1 pseudogene is annotated in these 354 nt (G+C 31.9%); it reads left to right on the top strand.

From position 1 onward, the window contains the following. A pseudogene (locus tag VF726_RS31560) lies at positions 1-354 on the top strand (RNA-guided endonuclease InsQ/TnpB family protein); the annotation flags it as partial.

Below are 354 nucleotides of genomic sequence, written 5' to 3'. Positions count from 1 at the left end.
TTCTTGCCTATCAGAAGAAATTGGAAAAAGAGAAAGTAAAGCCTAAAGAAGAACAGAAAGAGATTACATGTAATTTGTTTTCAGAACCTAATTTTGAAAAACCTTATGTAGATTACAACTTTCTTGATGCACTATTTAAGGCTATGATTCAAAAGGATTATCGAGCTTTGCCTACGCAATGTAGCCAGTCAATCATGAAAGGTTTGTTCCAAAATTGGAAATCTTTTTTTGCTAGTTTAAAAGACTATAAAAAGAATCCAAACAAATATGCTGGAACGCCTAGGATTCCAAAGTATATTCGTTCTTCTGAAAAAGAGATTCTGTATACAAACCAAGATTGCATCATTAAAAACG

It is taken from the genome of Bacillus sp. Brlt_9 (genome assembly GCF_051948935.1).
Taxonomy (GTDB): domain Bacteria; phylum Bacillota; class Bacilli; order Bacillales; family Bacillaceae_G; genus Bacillus_A.
The sequence above is the reverse complement of the archived record's forward strand: the minus strand, read 5'-3'. Positions and strand labels throughout refer to the sequence as shown.